The following is a 16074-nucleotide window of genomic DNA, read 5'->3' as shown; positions in this document are numbered from 1 at the left end:
TTCATTTCTCCTTTCGTTTATTTCATTCCACTGAAATCCACTGATCACGGTGAATGGCTTCACAGCGTTTTCCGTTTAGCCTGTTTCTTCTATTAATTAGTTCTTTTAATTTATCTGCGTCAAAATTTATTTTTCCTCTGCCGATTAAACGGCCCTGCAAATTATAAACGTCCACCACATCCCTGGAATTAAAGGCGCCCTCCACAGACGTAATTCCAACGGGCAGAATACTTTTTCCTTTTGTTAAAACGGCAGCCTCGGCGCCCTGGTCAATATAAATTTTTCCCTTGGCCAGAGAGTGAAAAGCGATCCATTGTTTTGTGTTTTTCATCATTTTACTGCCAGGAGGAGAGAGGTAAGTGCCTGATCCATCACCGGATATAATGTTAACCAGCTGTTTTTCTTTCTGCGCTTTTCCTATAAATACAGGGACGCCCATGGTGTGAGCAGTACGGGCTGCTTCAAGCTTGGATTTCATTCCTCCGGTCCCGACTTTACTGGAACTGCCTTCAGCTTGTTTAATCACTTCATCCGGCACACCTGAGAGAGAATTATATTTTTCTGCGCCTGGATTCGTGTTCGGGTTTTCCTTATAAATTCCATCGATATCCGTGAGAATAATTAACTGATCAGCGTGGAGGCAGCCGCTCACAAGAGCTGACAGCATATCGTTATCACCAAAAGTAAGCTCTTCCACAGCTGTAGAATCATTTTCATTAATAACAGGAATTACGCCGCGTTTGATGAGCTCATCCATCGTGTTATAAGCATTCTTATAGTGCTCTTCCTGCATAAAATCCTGCCTGGTGAGGAGAAGCTGGGCAGTTACAAGGCCGTGGTGCGAAAATGCCTCAGCATAGGCCTGCATGAGAAGATTCTGTCCGACAGCGGCTGCGGCCTGTTTTCCGGCTGTCGTAACTGGACGCACAGGATAGCCCATCTTCGTAAATCCTGCTGCAACGGCTCCGGACGAAATTAAAATCACCTCGTGTCCATCATTTTTTAACGCGGCTGCCGCTTTTGCGTACTGGCTGATACTGTCATAAGACAACTCACCGTTTTTTTCTGTTAGAGAACTGCTTCCAATCTTAATAACCAGTCTTTTTTTCGGCATGAGTGATCATCCTTTCGAGACGGGATAATGAATAATTTAATACAGTGTTGCTTTTTTACTTTAGTGCACCATAGTTAAAGGAAATGAAAATGCCCCCGCCCTTTAATTATTAAAGGACGGAGACATTGGATCCGCGGTACCACCTTCATTGACACGATGTGTCCACTTAATGACTCGTATCGTGAGCATACGTGCTTCCCTAAATATGAGCAGGTTCAATAATGGTTGCTAAGGAATCTTTCAGCCGGCGGATTCCATTCTCTGAGAGCACCGTATTATTTACTAATCTCATAGAAGCATCTGTTTCATTCATATATAAACTCCAATAAGTTTTTACAATTATCTGATAATATACCGGAGATGTCAATAGTTTTTTATTTAAACGCTTTATATATATAATGCCTGTATTATAAGTTTTATTCATAAATTGAAAAGAATTCCATGATTATCCGGATTATGAAACTTTTCTAAAATAAGTGCGTAATAAACTGTAGGTAATTTATTAAAGAGAAAAGATAGAGGTAATTCTTCTGAATGGGCAAAAGAGTTAACTGATAAAATTCATTTTTAAATATTTAAAATGAAAGAGGGGAGAGCATGAAACTGAGAATTAAAAAGGCTGATCAGGACGACATTGATAAAATAATAATCGTCAGCAGTGCCATTTTACTTACATTGTCCTTTTTCGCCCCCGTGGTATTAATTCAATTCGTTCAGGAAATTCTTCATTTTTCATATGATCACTGGTTATTTACTGCACCGAGGCGCGCGTTTCATACAGTTATGGGAGCGATGATTTTACTGCCTGCTTTAGCAGCAGCTTATTTCATTGTCCGGCATATGCTTTATAAGAAAAACAGCAGCTTTAAGGCAGGGGGGATCTTTCTCGCGGCAGCTTTATTATCTCTGCCAATGGTGCTGGTAGGTTTAAATCATTACTATTATTTTGATAACACTGGCCTTCATTATAATAGTCTTTCATCTATTAATGAAACGGTGTATTCCTGGGACGATATCTCAGCAATTGAGCCAGTCAGCATAAATAATGGGGGACGGCTGACATTTCAATATATTTTCATTTTCAAAACAGGTGATGAGGTAATAATAGAAGGGACTGATGAGTTTCTAAGGTACCGGGAAAAAATTTACGAGCGGGTAAAGGATAATGGGGGCGACATTTTAGAACGGAGAGAAATCAGCGGATAAAAAATAAAGCCTTCCGGAAGTCACCTTGGGAAACCAGTTTCAAAAGCGAAAGGGATTGAAGCAGAAGTTGTGGTGCTTTTTGAATGAAGGACAGAAGGCGGCGACCCAGGGAGTAAGTACCGTCTGAAGATCCAATTCAACGAAGCTCCAAGCTGAGTTGAATTTAGCTAAAGGCAAGCCCCTGGGCAAGCGTCCGCCTGGCGGACTGAAATCACTGCAATTACTATTGATCAGAGTTAAATTAAGTACAAAAGCGAAAAACCGAACAAAAATCATAAGATTTGTTCGGCTTTCTTTATGATTACTATTCTTTTGTCCCAGCCTACTTGAAACGGGCCAGCCAAGACCTGCAGGATGCTTTTCCGTGAGGAGGCTTGGCGGCTCGCCCTGTGATTCAATTTTGCAGGCTTTCTGAAATGATTAATTAATCAGGGCCTGGAGCGGGGCAGGGACACGCCCGCCTCTTGAAATAAACTTGTCTGAACTGTATGGATTGATTCCCATCACTGGCGCCCGTCCAAGCAGTCCGCCGAATTCCACCATGTCTCCCTCTTTTTTACCGGGGACAGGAATAACGCGCACGGCTGTGGTTTTTTTGTTAATCATGCCGATGGCCATTTCATCAGCAATCAATCCGGAAAGTGACGAAGGCGAGGCGTCTCCTGAAAGAGCAATCATGTCCAATCCGACCGAGCAGACACATGTCATAGCTTCTAGTTTAGGGAGGGTCAATGCCTTATCTTCAATCCCTTTAATCATTCCGTTATCTTCACTGACCGGAATAAACGCTCCGCTCAGTCCCCCCACATAGGAACTGGCCATAGCGCCGCCTTTTTTCACGGCGTCATTCATAAGTGCGAGGGCAGCAATGGTACCGTGAGTTCCTACACGCTCAAGGCCAATTTCTTCAAGGATCTCAGCCACACTGTCATTCATCGCATTAGTAGGAGCGAGAGATAAATCCATAATGCCGAAAGGGATATTCAATCTGTCGGCTACAACTCTACCGATTAATTCCCCGGCACGGGTGATCTTAAAGGCCGTTTTCTTAATCACGTCCGAGACTTCGCCAAGATCTGCGTCAGGATATTTTTTAAGAGCGTTTAAAACGACCCCCGGGCCGCTTACCCCTACATTAATAACAGCTTCGCCTTCGCCTGTTCCGTGAAAAGCTCCGGCCATAAACGGGTTATCTTCTACAGGGTTACAGAAAACAACTAATTTTGCGCAGGCTAATCCATCCTGTTCTTTCGTAAGATTGGAAGCTTCTTTAATAATCTCGCCCATCTGTTTGACGGCGTCCATATTAATACCTGTCCGGGTCGTTGCCACAGACACCGAACCGCAAACGCGTTCTGTTTTGCTTAACGCTTCAGGCAGAGCATCAAGGAGCGTTTGTTCCCCTTTAGTAATGCCTTTATGCACAAGTGCTGAATAGCCTCCGATAAAATCCACTCCAAGAGTGCGGGCGGCTTTATCAAGAGTGACAGCAAGCTGAACGGCCTGCTCTTTCGTAGCGTTGCCGAGCAGTTCAGCAGCAGGGGTGATAGAAATACGTTTGTTAATAATAGGAATGCCGTATTCTTTTTCCACTTTTTCTGCCACACTTGTTAACTGTCCGGCATAGCCGGTAATTTTATCAAATACTTTTTCGTTCATTTGATCAAAATCTGCATCGATACAATCTTTGAGGCTGATTCCCATTGTAACCGTACGTATATCCAGGCTTTCCATCTGAACCATACGGATGGTTTCCTGTATTTCCGCAAATGCTATGTTCATACTCATTCTCTCCTTATAACCTGATTAAATCCGGTGCATAGATTGGAAAATATCTTCGAGCTGTATATTTATTTTTAATCCCATCTCTTCACTGACCTGATCGAATTCTTTTTGCAGTTTATCAAGATTTTCAGCTTCTGATACATCAACCAGCATCATCATCGTAAAGAAATCCTGAAGGATCGTCTGGCTGATATCGAGCACATTCATCTGATTATCGGCTAAGATGGCAGTGACTTTAGCGATAATTCCGACTTGATCCTTTCCTACAACACTGACTATTGCTCTTTTTTGCTCCATTTCGTTCACCTCTGTTCTGAATATTAAAAAAAGATTGGATAGAAGCTCCAATCTCGTAAAAAGTAAAGGTGTACACATCTTGCCTATGTGATGTGCGCTCCTGTCCTTTTGCCTGAGATTGTGAATCCTTCGGCGCCGCAGTAGACGGACTCTCCAGAAGTGGCTCCAGCTATAGTGTGACCCATAACCCTCATTGCCGGTATATGTTTTATGAATAACGAAATCCTAACAGTTTTTAAGCAGAGAGTCAATGTTTTTGTGAAAAACATAACATACCCCTTGAAGTTAAGAACATGGTGATCGGGGGTATAAGCATGTTATATTAGTGCTGACCGGAAGAAAACAAAAGGATGATCCGTCTTGTTTAATAAAGTCATTACAGGTTTAATTATAATTATAATCCTTCTTATTGGGATGTTCATATATGTATATTTTTCCATAGAATCGGACAAAACGACGACGTGGGAGTATCATCAAGACATAGAAGAAGCAGGATGGAATCCGGAAGCCCTTGAACAGGCGAGAAGGTATTATGAATCGATCAACTCTACAGCCGCCATGGCCATATACCAGGGAAAAGTATTATTTTCCTGGGGGGATACCACCAAAAGCACAAACGCTCATTCTGTAAGGAAAAGCTTCCTGAGCGCTTTGATAGGAATTGAACGGGAAAACAACGGCACCTTTCACCTTAATCATACGTTAGAGGATTATAATATTGATGATCATCCTCCTTTAAATGCCATAGAGAAACAGGCTCAGTTCTCTCATTTAATGACTTCAACTTCAGGGGTTTATCTGCCTGCCGGGGAGGAGTCGTGGGGGATGAGAAGAGCCAGGCCGAACAGGGGAGCTAATTTACCTGGCGAATTTTATTATTACAACAACTGGGATTTTAATGTGCTGGGGACAATCTATAACGAACAAACTGAACGGGATCTTTTTGAAGATTTTAAAGAAAAAATAGCGGAACCAATCGGGATGGAAGACTTTGAGATGAGCCATACTCATTATTCTTACGAAAATCGGCGGTCGCGGCACCCGTCATATTTATTCAGAATGTCAGCAAGGGATTTTGCCAGGTTCGGCCAGTTATATCTTCAGGAAGGGAAATGGGAAGGCAGACAGATCGTTCCTGAAGACTGGGTGAAAAACAGCACCTCGGCCCATGCAGGCGTCCCTTCAAATAATATATTTGATTATGGCTATTTATGGTGGGTAGCTACTGAACCGCCTTTCAGCGACCTTGGCATGTACTCTGCTGTCGGCCGCTATGGTCAGTCAATCGATGTTATACCTGAGCTTGATTTAGTTTTTGTGCACAGGGTTGATTCAAACCGTTTCACATTTAACTTTACGCGCAGCAGTGTTAATGATTTGCAGAGGCTTCAGCTTCTGCAGCTGATTATCGATGCTAAACGGTCAAGTTAAACTTCGGCCCCTCGCCAGCTGTCAATGCCTTACTAAGCATATAACCAGTGATTTGAGTCCGCCAGGCGGACGCTTGCCCAAAGCCTTGTCTTCAGCTAAATTCAACGAAGCCTGAAGCTTCATTGAATTGGATCTTCAGATAGCGCTTAATCCCTTAGGCGTCGCCACCTTCTGTCCTTTAATCAAAAAAGTAAAAGGGATGATGGGCAAACTGGACGCCTGCATGAGGTCTTTTCCATCCGAGTACATTTATGAACTTATCTTTCAGGTACAAAGCGAAAAGCCGGAGAAATATCGTAAAATGATATTTCTTCGGCTTTCTTTATGGTTACTATTCTTTTGTCCCGTCCTCAGCTCTTTATAATGAGGTGCTTTTATGGTCGTTCCCGGCAGAAGCGGGAGGTACATAAGGAGCGCCTATTTTCCCTATAAGGAGATAACCATGTTTCCATTTATTTAATAAAAAGACCGTGCCTATTGAACTTAACAGGCTGAAAATGAACAGCAAAAGAATATAAGTGACGCCTATATCAAGAGGGTACTGCCTGAAAATAAAATCTGCCAGGAAAATGTAAAAATAATGCAGCAGATAAATACCGAAAGAGTATCGGCTGATGAATTCAAGTACTTTCGGCGGGTATTTCAAGTGGGACGTCACGTAAAATAAAAACAGACTGAACACTGCTGTATGAATAATAATATCGGTCCTTTTTGAGCTGTGGACAGTCAGAAAACCTGAGTGATAGAAATATAATAATAAAATACTTGTTAATAGGGGGCCGGCTACGATCATATAACGGTATTTTTTTAAAGCCCTCATAAATGATTCATAATATAAACCTGAATAATAACCTAACATAAAGTAAAAAATCCAGCCGAATAAAGGGACCCAGTAAAACCTTTCCCAGATGTAAGTTGAATAAGGCAGGGCAGCGGGCGGTTCCGTAAAGTTAAAAGTCGTTAAGTAAGCCATGTTTATGAGAAAGGCAGCCGGAAGCAGAATTTTTGGCGACGCCTTTTTTAAATAAGAATGGAACAGCAGGTGGAAGATATAAAACTGAAAAATAATTAATATAAAGTAACCGTGGTAATCGCCTATAAGCAGGTTCATAGATACTTTTATAAACCAGCTGTTCGGCCCTTCCAGTATGTAAGGAAGGGAGTAGAAAACAGCCATAATTATAAAAGGGATCATAATAAATTTGAATCTTTTCCTCAGGAAATTATCAGGCAGCTCCCTGTTCCTGTAGGAATAGGATATGAGAAATTCAGATATAAAAATAAACATCGGCGTCCCATAATATAAAATCATCTGCACCGAATCAAACGTAATCGCCGCAAGTTCTCCCATTTCTCTTATAGGAACGGTGGTAAGGGCTATATGGATACTGTGCAACAGCACAATTCCTAAGCAGCCTATACTCCTTAATATGAAAATTTCTTTAATCATTACACTCCACCTGTTTCTGTAGGAGATTTATAATTTAGATGCCGGTACCATTTAACACATGGATATGATTCAGATAAAAATTTTATCATGATCATTAACTAAAATCGACAGTTAAAACTAACAACACTTTGTAAAAGTGTGATACGATCATCTCATTGATTTAATTCATAGACAATTTAACGAGAGAAGGGACACATTTGAATCGTATCACTACATATTTACTGCTGATGATGGTAATGGTCATATGGGGATTGAATGTCGTTGCTGTCAAATTTTTAGTCGAACATCTTCCGCCCATTATGATGCAGGGGACAAGAATCGGTATAGCCGGTATTTGCGCGCTGGCCGTTTTATATTTTTTAAAAGATTTGAGGAAATTAACAAAAAAAGAGTGGGGGCTAACCTCTTTAGCAGCACTTTTCGGCCAGATTGGCCACCACTCATTACTCGCTGTAGGCTTAGTTGACACCACAGCCTCAAACGCTTCACTTATCCTTGGTCTTATTCCATTAACTACAGCTGTTTTTGCGATCATATTTCTTGGGGATCAATTGACAAAACTGAGGTTTATCGGTATTGTTTCCGGTTTTACAGGAGTATCTTTTGTCGTAATTAACCCGGGGCAGGGCATGGGCGGAATATCTCCTGGAGATCTGTTTGTCTTTCTGTCAATGCTGTCACAAGCTGTTTCATTTATCATCATTAAAAAAGCGACAGCGACGCTTTCATCAAAACAAATGACCGGAATGATGCTGCTGATCGGATCTGTAAGCCTTATTGTTATAAGTTTTATAATTGAGCCGGGAAGTGCTGACAATATGGTGATTTCTGATCATTTGGTCTGGATTGTCTTCTTATCGTCAGCCATTCTTGCAACAGGGCTGGGGCATATTTTGTTTAATGCAGCGATTCAGAATATTGGAGCCGGACAGACGGCTATATTTAATAACTTTGTACCATTCTTCGCCTTGATCGGTTCGTTTTTCCTGCTTGGAGAAGCGGTTTATGTCACTCAGCTGGCAGGTTTTATTTTTATAGTGGCAGGGGTTCTGTTAGGAACCGGCTATATTGAGCAGGTATGGCTGAACAGAAAAAGAAAGACTTACCTTAAATCAAAAGTTAACTAGTAAGCAGGCGGCAGAAACCGCCTGTTTTTTTACGTTTTTTGGAAACCGCTTTCAAAAATTAGTGCGTCATATTATCTGACAAGTTGGTTGTTTCAGAATTTTCTGTCTGTATACTGAGGTTTATGATCAGTTGGGAAATAAACTGACACTAAATAATTTCAAGGAGAGTGAGTAAAGATGGATGAGATTTTTTTAATGAATAATGTGTGGATTATTGTGTGTTTCGCTTTAGTCTTGCTGATGCAAGGCGGATTCATTCTTCTTGAAGCAGGATCGACAAGAATGAAGAATGCCGGACACATAGCTGGAAAAACGATATTTACAGTAGGGATAGCATCGCTTGTGTTCTGGGCAGTAGGTTACGGGTTTATATATGGGGAAGGGAATGCATTTATAGGTTTATCTGATTTCTTTTACGGCGATTTTAATTCTGTAGTAGACGGCCTTGCAGGTTCGGTTGATTTTATGTTCCAGCTTGCCTTTGCTGCTATTGCTTTAACGATTGCATTTGGCGGATTTGCCGAAAGAGCGAAATTATCAGCTTATATCATATTTGCCATTTTATTTTCAGCTTTTATTTATCCTGTTGTCGCTCACTGGATTTGGGGAGACGGATGGCTTGCAGGGCTTGGGAAACAGGACTTCGCCGGTTCAACGGTCGTTCATTTGACCGGTGCGATGGCTGCACTTGCTGCGACCATTATTTTAAAACCACGTATCGGCAAATACAATAAAGACGGTTCTTCCAATGATTTAGCCGGGCATAACCAGGTGTACACTGCTTTAGGCGTATTAATCTTATGGGTCGGCTGGTTTGGTTTTAACGGTGGAAGCACGCTTGAGGTTGACGGAGCATTCTTCGGTTATGTGGCCTTAACAACCCAGCTTGCAGCTGCAGCAGGGGCAGTTGCTGCTATGCTGATCGTGTCACTGGTGACTGGGAAAGCAGATGTTCCAACCATGTTAAACGGGGCATTAGCCGGACTGGTAGCCATTACAGCGTCTACTGCTTTTGTTGCACCGTGGGCTGCAGTTATTATAGGACTTATCGCCGGATTTATTGTCCACTTCAGCATGGTGTTCTTTGACAGAGCCAAAATAGATGATCCGATATTTGCTTTATCAGTTCATGGTGTGGCGGGTATCTGGGGGACGTTATCAACCGGCTTTTTTGCTACAACTGCTTTGGCAGAGATGAATGGAGGCTCAGCCGGACTCTTTTACGGCGGAGGTTTCACTCAATTGGGGGTTCAATTTATCGGGGTCACTGTATCAGGGGTTTACGCTTTTGCGGCGGCCTTTATCATTTTAAAAGTAATGGATAAAGTCATGGGCGGCATCCGTGTCACTGAAGAAGAAGAAATCATTGGCCTGGATCTGAGTGAACACGGAAGTTACGGTTATCCGGAAGACATTCGTAACATAGAGGACCAGAAAGAAAAGCCGAGTGCGTAATGGCTATTTCAATTATAGATGATACGGTGATGTCCTATAAAGATATTAAACGTTGGAAAGACGAAAATATTCTTAAATACCGTTTCAGCCATCAGCTGTTAAACGAGTTTCATGACGAGATCATGTGCGCTGTCGTTAAGCTTGCGGTTAAGCGGCAGGAAAGTGAGCGGGGAAAAGCCCCTGCTCACTTTGCTTTCTTTGTCATGGGGAGTGGCGGAAGGAGCGAACAGTTATACTTGAGCGACCAGGACCACGGGATCGTTTTTAGCAGTTCTGGAAACCATCAGTCTTATTTTCTAGAATTAGGCGAAGAAATTGTCCATGGATTAGCGCTTTGCGGCTATGAAAAATGTGAAGGGAAAGTCATGTCGGATAATCCGGTGTGGAATCGTTCTGAAGATGGTTGGAAAAGGCAGATTTCTGATTGGCTTGACGAGGAAGACTGGGATAGTTTAAGACATGTATCTATCTTCTTTGACGCCAGAGTGCTCTTCGGCGATCCGGAGCCGCTTCATACGTTAAAGCAGCACTTGTTTAAGAGCCTCTCTGCTAATCCTGGTCTAATAACAAGGTTAACGGATAATGTGCAGTATATAAAAAAAGGAGTGGGGATGCTCGGTAACATTTTACCCAGGCAAGCGGGAAAAGAGAAAGGGCTGCTGGATTTTAAAGAAACTGTGCTCTTTCCCTTTGTAAACGGAGCCAGGTTATTAGCCTTTTCAGAACAGCGGTTGGAAACGTCAACGATTTCACGCCTGCAGTGTCTTCCGGCACATTTAGAGCAGTTTAAATCTGTGCAGCCATTAGTTGAAAAAATGCTTAATTACCGCATGAGAAAAGCAGACCTTTCAAAAGGGTACAGCCTTATCCATTTAATAGACCAAACTGAACTTTCTAAAGAGGAAAAAAGAGAAATCAAGCTCTGGATGAAAGAAGGGACTGCTTTTATGAAAGACGTAACGGCGGCGTTAAAAAGAAGGCATCGCAAATGAATACGATGGGATCGTGGATAAAACAGCTGTCAGGCATGATGACACAAAACAGGTATACTGACGGATTGAGCGAGAGAGATCCGGCCAAAATAGCTTATATTAGGAGGCTGCAAAAAGCTCTCAAACAAAAAGACCATCTATCTATCCCTTTTTCAGACCTGCCCGTCACTGTCTTCGATATAGAAACTACCGGGTTTTATCCGCAAAAAGGGGATACCGTTTTATCTATAGGGGCACTAAAGGTAAGAGGAACTCACGTGCTGGAACATGAAACCTTTTATTCGCTCATTAAAACTGAGCAGCCTCCGTCAGATGAGGTTCAAAAGATTACGCATCTTTCACACGAAGAATTAATTAAAGCCCCGTCTCCTGAAGAAGTGCTCCATGCCTTCTTTCATTTCGCAGGAAAAGATACGCTAGTCGCACACCACGCGGGTCATGAAGCAAAGTTTATGCAGCATATGATGTGGTCCTTATTTAAAACACGCTTCGAACACCGCATACTTGACACGTCTTTTTTAACTAAATTGATCAAGCCCATGGAAAAGTTAACAACCTTGGAGGAATGCTGTACTCATTACGGGATCGATTTAACGAATCGTCACCATGCCTATCATGATGCGGTGATGGCTGCAAAAATCTGGTCGCAGTGTATCCCTAAAGTGGAAAAACAAGGTTTCTCATGCCTGAAAGATGTATACAGCCACTTGGCTAGTGTGCGATAAAACCCGTGACTTGAGTCACGGGTTTTTAATGATTTCTTTCAGCAACTGATTGGTTTCCAGTAAGTCGCAAGCTTTATCGCGGTATTTTTTTTCATGAAGGTAAGTATAACGCTTCGGTTTGATAGACGGAGCCATTTCAATCGCACGCTTAAACTCCTTCCGGCTGAAAGGAAGTTCTTTTACGTAGTCGAAAAAACCGGTCCGGCTGAATACTTTAACCATTCTTTCCACCCGGTGTTCATGGACAAGAGCCATTAAATAAGTGCATACGCCGACCTGCAGACCGTGCATCTGCGGCTCTCGCGATGTTTTATCAAGCGCATGGGAGATCATATGCTCCGAACCGCTTATTGGCGCACTGTTCCCGCTGATGACAGTTGAGACCCCGCCCATCGTTAACGAACTGACCAGCTCTTTTAGAAAGACCGGCTGCTTTAAATCGGTCATCGGAGTCCGTATAAAGCTGTTTACCGCTTTTTTGCTCAGCATCGCTGAAAAAGCATTGACCTGACTGTACCCGTGTGCTTCTTCAAATCCCCAGTCATAGAGGGCAGTAATGTTGGACATTAAGTCCCCCGTGCCTGCCAGGATGAACGGTTCCGGAGACTTTTCTATAATAGTTAAGTCCGCAATGATTCCAAATGGCACCTGGGCCGGAACGGTCGTTTTTTTACCGTTTACTTCGAGCGAGCAGTTGCTGCTCGCAAAGCCATCATTAGAGGGAGAAAGAGGGATGCTGATAAACGGGCTGCGCCTGGAAAAAGCGATATATTTCCCGAAATCTATGATGGAACCGCCGCCCATGGCAAGCACCGCATCGTATCTTTCCATCTCGAAGGCGCGGGTAACCAGATTATGAATATCAGACGACAGACCAAACGTAAACGTATCGGCATGAATATCCGTGAGGGCACCGATGATTGACGGCTCATAGTTTTTTGAACTGTACTCATCAAATAAAATGGCGACTTTACGAAAGTCATGTCTTAATAAAATCGTTTCAAGGTTCATTAAGGCGCCATGATCGATTTCCAAAATATCAGGAATTGGTATGCTCATACCTTGTTTAGCCATCGGTTAACCAGCCCTCTTCCTTCAAATACCGCTCAACATCTTTAAAATCCCTCACAGGAATACAAGGAATATTTTTTTCTCTTAATATCCTTATAAGCACGTCTTTTGCAAAAGTGATGTCTGCAAATTCAGCGGGGTGGGAATCAGGCTCGCTGTCCCCGTAGTAAAACACAAAATCATAGTCTTCCTTAATCCGCCTCAGCACGAGTGATTTATCGATACCGTAACGCTCAGAATAATGCCACTCTCCAGGATCAATATCCATAAACACATTCTTTTCTTTAAAATAGCCTTTATTCGAAAAGACGCGGACGTCAGCCACTCCGTACTTTGAAAGAATCTCATTTATATAAAAGTCCGTCCCGGCGCTTAAAATATAAAAGTCCGCACCGTTTTCCTGGACTTTATTAATGAAAGGTACCGCATGTTCGTCAATAGGAATATCGTGAATGTCTTTGAGCGTCTGTTCTTCGTCCTGATGGATCGAAGAGAATACTTGTGAAAGAAACTCGATATCTTTCAATTCCCCGTCTTTCCAGCGCCGGAAAAGATCCTTCCCTTCCGGATAATACTTCTCAATAATAATCCAGTAAAAGTCTTTTTTAGATATCGTGCCGTCAAAGTCTGAGATAAAAGCCCATTTTGTCATTTGCATATCCTCCGGATTAATTATTTTATCTGTAACGTCAGCATACCCGAGAAAGAATCACCTGAAAAGCTTAATTGAGAATTTTTGATAATTTTCCCCTTTACAGGCAAGAATACCAGTTAAGTGAGGTGAAAGGAGGCAGAAGGATGGACCGGGATAAAATTACGAGGTTATATTTAATCATTATTTTAATAACTGGTATCGGATTAAGAAGCCATGTTACTGTTCTACCTCAGCTATACGAAACAGCAGGGAGAGACGGATGGCTGTCTGTATTGTTTGCATTTTTGTTACATACTGTCTGGCTGGTGCTTATTTGGTACGTCTTAAAGAAAATGGACGGAACTTCCCTTAATGTCTGGCTTGAAGAAAGAGCAGGCAAAGCTGTATCTGTCATCATCCGTTTTTCAGCCGCGGCTGTTTTAGTGCTTCTGTCCGCCACGACTCTTATTGAAGTTGGGCAGTGGACCCGGATTACTTACCTTCCTCTCACTCCTGAACTGGTTATTATTGGAGCGTTAGCTTTACTGTGTCTGTTTACAAGTCTCAGCAGCTTAAGGACGATTGCCATTCTGGCAGGTGTTCTTTTACCCTTTATTGTTTTACTTGGCCTATTTGTTGCGGCTGCCAATATTCCCAATAAGGATTATTCTCTTATCCTTCCTGTACTGGAGCACGGGTATCCCCGTGTTTTTCTTGGGATGATTTATCCGGCCTCGGCTTTCAGTGAACTCGTCGTTATCCTGTTTATTAATCACAGAATAAAAAATCCGCTTAAATATTGGCAGCTGGTTTTGTTAACTTTAGTTCTGGCCATGCTTACGATCGGTCCGTACACTGCAGGGATAGCGGAGTTCGGAACAGACGAAGCTGCAAGGCTGCGCTTTCCTGCCTATGAACAGTGGGCATTAATCACGTTAGGCCGTTTTATAGAATCTGTTGATTTTCTGGCCATCTACCAGTGGATCTCCGGGACGTTTATCAGAGTCTCGTTTCTTATGTATTTAATTACACAAATGATCCCGATAAAAAACCAAAAAGCCAAAATTGTAATGATGACGTCTCTTTACATTATTATTCTAATTTTAAGCGAACTTCCTGAAAATGATATGCAGTATTTAGATTTTATGAGAGGTTTATTTTTTCCCGGCGTAGTGATTTATTTTGCTTTAATCACGATTGTGCTGGTTATTATTTCATTTATTCCTAAACAACAGAAGGGAGGGAAAGCCCATGAGACTGCTTAACTGGATATTACAAAACAACCAGAAAAAAATAAGTCAGGCTCCCTCCAGTGAATCAACCGGTGAAAGCAGGACAGAAGAAACGATTACAGAAGAAACGATCAGGGAAGTATTCAGGGGGTGCGGCGATGTCACTGTCCAGGGAATGTCGTTTGATAAGTCTGATGGCCTGAAAGAGACCGTTCTGTTTTTTTTCTCACAAGGTTTGGTTGACACTCAATTGATTGATGATGAAGTGGTGCCCAGACTGGATACTTTTTTCCGGTCTGCAGAGGATTATCATAAAGAAAGGTTAATCGAAGATTTAAGGCTTTCTTCTACAGAGGAAATAATAAAGAGAAAAGATTTATCACTGAAAGTATTCCGTGGCTCCCTTGTACTTTATTTTGTAACTGCCCAATTAACTCTGTCTGTCGATATTTCGAAAATACCCGGTCGGGATCCTGAAGAAACAAATACAGAAGTGTCTGTGTTGGGGCCAAGAGACGGTTTCGTGGAAAATATTAAAGTTAATTCAGCTCTTCTTAGAAAACGGATCCCTTCTGAATCATTAAAATATGAAGAGTATAAAGTGGGGGAACGAACGAACACGAGCGTCGGACTCATGTATATGGAAGATATTATTAATCCTGATGTCCTTTCGGATATAAAATCCAGACTAGCTAACTTAAAAATAGACGGGCTGTTGAATTCTAACCAGTTAACTGAAATGCTTAGGCAGAATAAGATGAGTTTACTTCCAAGCCTTGAGTACACCGGAAGACCTGATTTCACAGCAAATGCCCTTCTCAGAGGGCGGTTTCTTCTCCTTTTGGACGGCAGTCCGATTGTACTTATTGGCCCGGTCAATATCTTTTTATTGCTTAAAAGTGCGGAAGATTCGGAGTTAATTCCTTTGTACAGCAGTTTTGAACGTCTTCTTAGGGTGGTGGGCCTGTCTCTGGCGATTTTTCTGCCCGGGTTCTGGGTTGCTGTCACGACTTACCATCAAGATCAGATTCCGGTACTTTTACTGGCTACTCTTGCCAGCGCCAGAAGAGGGGTGCCTCTGCCGACGGCTATCGAAGCGTTTGTGATGCTGGGGTTGTTTGAGTTATTCAGAGAAGCGGGAGCCAGGCTTCCGCTTGCGATCGGGCAGACCCTCACTGTTGTGGGAGGGCTGATTATCGGGGACGCGGCCATTAGAGCAGGGCTCACTAACCCCGGGATCATAGTTATAATTGCCACTTCGCTTGTTGCCACGTTTACATTGGTCAATCAGTCTATGATCGGTGTGTTCAGCTTATTAAGATTATTAGTCGTAGCTGTATCCTCTCTTCTTGGTTTGTTCGGATTTTTAATCTCAGCGTTTTTTATACTATATTATGTAGCGAACATAAGGTCTTACGGACTTCCTTATTTAGCGCCTTTTTCGCCTGTCAGCTCCATCAGGGATGTATTTGATAATATATTCCGGTCATCCTGGAGAGACAAAGGGTTCCGCCCGGACTTTATGAATACAAAAGACAATACAAGGAAGTAGATG

The 16074-nt window shown here is 42.4% G+C and carries 14 protein-coding genes and 1 riboswitch; of the genes, 8 read left to right on the top strand and 6 right to left on the bottom strand.

Going from position 1 to position 16074, the window contains the following annotated elements:
- Positions 1-22 precede the first annotated feature (22 nt).
- Positions 23-1114, bottom strand: coding sequence for a glutamate 5-kinase (gene proB / locus BMW59_RS14470; protein ID WP_093053683.1), 1092 nt, complete (start codon positions 1112-1114; stop codon positions 23-25).
- A gap of 597 nt (positions 1115-1711) precedes the next feature.
- Here proB and BMW59_RS14465 point away from each other — a divergent pair.
- Positions 1712-2320 carry a hypothetical protein gene (locus tag BMW59_RS14465; protein WP_093053680.1) on the top strand — a complete coding sequence of 203 codons (609 nt, stop codon included), beginning with the start codon at positions 1712-1714 and terminating at the stop codon, positions 2318-2320.
- A gap of 420 nt (positions 2321-2740) precedes the next feature.
- Here BMW59_RS14465 and BMW59_RS14460 read toward each other — a convergent pair whose 3' ends face one another.
- Together BMW59_RS14460 and BMW59_RS14455 are read right to left on the bottom strand one after the other, a co-directional pair.
- Positions 2741-4102, bottom strand: coding sequence for a PFL family protein (locus tag BMW59_RS14460; RefSeq protein WP_093053677.1), 1362 nt, complete (start codon positions 4100-4102; stop codon positions 2741-2743).
- A gap of 24 nt (positions 4103-4126) precedes the next feature.
- Positions 4127-4402: an ACT domain-containing protein gene (locus BMW59_RS14455; protein ID WP_093053674.1), complete on the bottom strand. Its 276-nt coding sequence runs from the start codon at positions 4400-4402 to the stop codon at positions 4127-4129.
- Between the two features lie 90 nt (positions 4403-4492).
- A riboswitch (glycine riboswitch) is annotated at positions 4493-4569 on the bottom strand.
- 193 nt (positions 4570-4762) lie between these two features.
- On the opposite strand from BMW59_RS14455, the gene BMW59_RS14450 reads away from it, so the two are divergent.
- A complete protein-coding gene (locus BMW59_RS14450; RefSeq protein WP_093053671.1) occupies positions 4763-5833 on the top strand; it encodes a serine hydrolase domain-containing protein in 1071 nt (356 codons plus the stop codon).
- Between the two features lie 358 nt (positions 5834-6191).
- Here BMW59_RS14450 and BMW59_RS14445 read toward each other — a convergent pair whose 3' ends face one another.
- Complete coding sequence (locus BMW59_RS14445) at positions 6192-7283, bottom strand: acyltransferase family protein (RefSeq protein ID WP_093053668.1); 1092 nt, start codon at positions 7281-7283, stop codon at positions 6192-6194.
- A gap of 197 nt (positions 7284-7480) precedes the next feature.
- Here BMW59_RS14445 and BMW59_RS14440 point away from each other — a divergent pair, with 197 nt between their 5' ends.
- From BMW59_RS14440 to BMW59_RS14425, 4 genes are all read left to right on the top strand, one after another.
- Positions 7481-8410: a DMT family transporter gene (locus BMW59_RS14440; RefSeq protein ID WP_245733125.1), complete on the top strand. Its 930-nt coding sequence runs from the start codon at positions 7481-7483 to the stop codon at positions 8408-8410.
- Between the two features lie 177 nt (positions 8411-8587).
- A complete protein-coding gene (locus tag BMW59_RS14435; RefSeq protein WP_093053665.1) occupies positions 8588-9865 on the top strand; it encodes an ammonium transporter in 1278 nt (425 codons plus the stop codon).
- Positions 9865-10857, top strand: a complete 993-nt coding sequence (locus tag BMW59_RS14430; protein WP_093053662.1) for a DUF294 nucleotidyltransferase-like domain-containing protein — start codon at positions 9865-9867, stop codon at positions 10855-10857. Before BMW59_RS14435 ends, BMW59_RS14430 begins: the two co-directional genes overlap by 1 nt.
- Complete coding sequence (locus BMW59_RS14425; RefSeq protein WP_093053659.1) at positions 10854-11582, top strand: exonuclease domain-containing protein; 729 nt, start codon at positions 10854-10856, stop codon at positions 11580-11582. Before BMW59_RS14430 ends, BMW59_RS14425 begins: the two co-directional genes overlap by 4 nt.
- Before the next feature lie 15 nt (positions 11583-11597).
- Here BMW59_RS14425 and BMW59_RS14420 read toward each other — a convergent pair whose 3' ends face one another.
- On the bottom strand, positions 11598-12656 hold the full coding sequence (locus BMW59_RS14420; RefSeq protein WP_093053656.1) for an iron-containing alcohol dehydrogenase family protein: 1059 nt from the start codon (positions 12654-12656) through the stop codon (positions 11598-11600).
- The gene (locus tag BMW59_RS14415) at positions 12649-13305 is read right to left on the bottom strand and encodes an MtnX-like HAD-IB family phosphatase (RefSeq protein ID WP_093053654.1); all 657 of its coding nucleotides are present in this window, start codon (positions 13303-13305) and stop codon (positions 12649-12651) included. The genes BMW59_RS14420 and BMW59_RS14415 overlap by 8 nt, the downstream gene beginning before the upstream one ends.
- A 146-nt stretch (positions 13306-13451) precedes the next feature.
- On the opposite strand from BMW59_RS14415, the gene BMW59_RS14410 reads away from it, so the two are divergent.
- Both BMW59_RS14410 and BMW59_RS14405 read left to right on the top strand, forming a co-directional pair.
- Entirely contained in the window at positions 13452-14552 is a 1101-nt protein-coding gene (locus BMW59_RS14410) for a GerAB/ArcD/ProY family transporter (RefSeq protein WP_093053651.1), read from the top strand.
- Positions 14539-16071 carry a spore germination protein gene (locus tag BMW59_RS14405; RefSeq protein ID WP_093053648.1) on the top strand — a complete coding sequence of 511 codons (1533 nt, stop codon included), beginning with the start codon at positions 14539-14541 and terminating at the stop codon, positions 16069-16071. Before BMW59_RS14410 ends, BMW59_RS14405 begins: the two co-directional genes overlap by 14 nt.
- Positions 16072-16074: the final 3 nt, after the last annotated feature.

It is taken from the genome of Salipaludibacillus aurantiacus, from assembly GCF_900111295.1.
GTDB classification, from domain to species: domain Bacteria; phylum Bacillota; class Bacilli; order Bacillales; family Salisediminibacteriaceae; genus Salipaludibacillus; species Salipaludibacillus aurantiacus.
Note: the sequence above shows the minus strand (reverse complement) of the source record. Positions and strands in the feature narration are given on the sequence as shown.

Excerpts from the sequence above, each read along its gene's own strand:
- proB (WP_093053683.1), bottom strand. The coding sequence starts at position 1,114 with ATGCCGAAAAAAAGACTGGTTATTAAGATTGGAAGCAGTTCTCTAACA.
- BMW59_RS14465 (WP_093053680.1), top strand. The coding sequence starts at position 1,712 with ATGAAACTGAGAATTAAAAAGGCTGATCAGGACGACATTGATAAAATA.
- BMW59_RS14460 (WP_093053677.1), bottom strand. The coding sequence starts at position 4,102 with ATGAACATAGCATTTGCGGAAATACAGGAAACCATCCGTATGGTTCAG.
- BMW59_RS14455 (WP_093053674.1), bottom strand. The coding sequence starts at position 4,402 with ATGGAGCAAAAAAGAGCAATAGTCAGTGTTGTAGGAAAGGATCAAGTC.
- BMW59_RS14445 (WP_093053668.1), bottom strand. The coding sequence starts at position 7,283 with ATGATTAAAGAAATTTTCATATTAAGGAGTATAGGCTGCTTAGGAATT.
- BMW59_RS14435 (WP_093053665.1), top strand. The coding sequence starts at position 8,588 with ATGGATGAGATTTTTTTAATGAATAATGTGTGGATTATTGTGTGTTTC.
- BMW59_RS14430 (WP_093053662.1), top strand. The coding sequence starts at position 9,865 with ATGGCTATTTCAATTATAGATGATACGGTGATGTCCTATAAAGATATT.
- BMW59_RS14425 (WP_093053659.1), top strand. The coding sequence starts at position 10,854 with ATGAATACGATGGGATCGTGGATAAAACAGCTGTCAGGCATGATGACA.
- BMW59_RS14420 (WP_093053656.1), bottom strand. The coding sequence starts at position 12,656 with ATGGCTAAACAAGGTATGAGCATACCAATTCCTGATATTTTGGAAATC.
- BMW59_RS14415 (WP_093053654.1), bottom strand. The coding sequence starts at position 13,305 with ATGACAAAATGGGCTTTTATCTCAGACTTTGACGGCACGATATCTAAA.
- BMW59_RS14410 (WP_093053651.1), top strand. The coding sequence starts at position 13,452 with ATGGACCGGGATAAAATTACGAGGTTATATTTAATCATTATTTTAATA.
- BMW59_RS14405 (WP_093053648.1), top strand. The coding sequence starts at position 14,539 with ATGAGACTGCTTAACTGGATATTACAAAACAACCAGAAAAAAATAAGT.